General features: G+C 67.8%; 1 protein-coding gene and 1 pseudogene. Both read right to left on the bottom strand.

Going from position 1 to position 1,017, the window contains the following annotated elements:
- Window positions 1-307, bottom strand: a pseudogene (locus AB0K36_RS34675) (hypothetical protein); the annotation flags it as partial.
- A gap of 181 nt (window positions 308-488) precedes the next feature.
- On the bottom strand, window positions 489-1,017 hold a 529-nt coding region (locus AB0K36_RS34670), incomplete at its 5' end, for an MFS transporter (RefSeq protein WP_364601828.1).

Here is a 1,017-nt window from a genome sequence, read left to right as displayed (position 1 = left end):
AGCCGTTGACCGGGTTGAACGACGGCGGCAGGAACGGCGCCTCACCGGTGAACGGTGTGGAGTTCTGCCCCGGCGCGTCGCCTTCAGTGAAGGGGATGGTCGGCGATCCGTAGTTGATGATCGGCGCGGGCGCCGTGGGGGCCCCCGGAGCCGCGGCAGCCGGATCGGCCGGATCGGCCGGCAGCGGTGGGATGTACGCGCCCGGCGGGGGACCCGGAACAGCAGGGTCGACCGGTGCCGGCGGCACCTCGGGGTCTGCGTATGCGGACGGGCTGAGCACCAGCCCACCGAACAGCCCCGCAGCCATGAACGCGGTGATCAGTCGACGTTTTGCCGATTTCGGCATGAGTAACCTCCAGACAGCACAACTCGCTCCAGTCTCTCACAGCGCTATGACCAGCTACTGCCGCGAGAAGGCGTGATCCCCCGACAACGACCGATTCCACGGCGCTGAACTGCGGTGTTTATCGACTGTGAGCGTGCTCGCGTTACTTCTCGGTGGTAGGGCAGGAAACTACGAATACGCCGCGAGACGACGCGACACCGCACATCGAAACGATGATCAAGGCTGCGGCTGCGGCCACCGTCGCCGCCGCACCGCCGTGGTCGTAGACACCGCCGCCGATCAGGGCGCCACCCATGATGCCGACCTGGAACGCCGCGACATACCGGCCGGACGCGCCGTCGGGGTCTTCGGGCGAGGTGCGCATCGCGGAGGCCTGCAGCATGGGTGGCAAAGCCGTGGACGACGCACCCCAGGCCACGATGGCCAACCCACCGAGCACCAGGGCCGGCTGACCGGACAAGTGGTCGAAGCCGAGCACTGACAGCGTCAGCAGCGCGGCGGCCAGCACAGCCAGACAACCCAGCACCGAGGTCTTCGGCCACAGGTCCAAGGGCCGCGCCATCGCGGCCATGCCGGCCAGACCGGCAACCCCGAACGCGGCCAGCAGCCAGGCCAGATGTGGCCCATGGATCCCGACCACATCCCTGATGATCACCACGATGAAGGTGAAG

This window comes from Streptomyces kurssanovii (assembly GCF_040677245.1).
Taxonomy (GTDB): Bacteria; Actinomycetota; Actinomycetes; order Streptomycetales; family Streptomycetaceae; genus Streptomyces; species Streptomyces kurssanovii.
The sequence above is the reverse complement of the archived record's forward strand: the minus strand, read 5'-3'. Positions and strand labels throughout refer to the sequence as shown.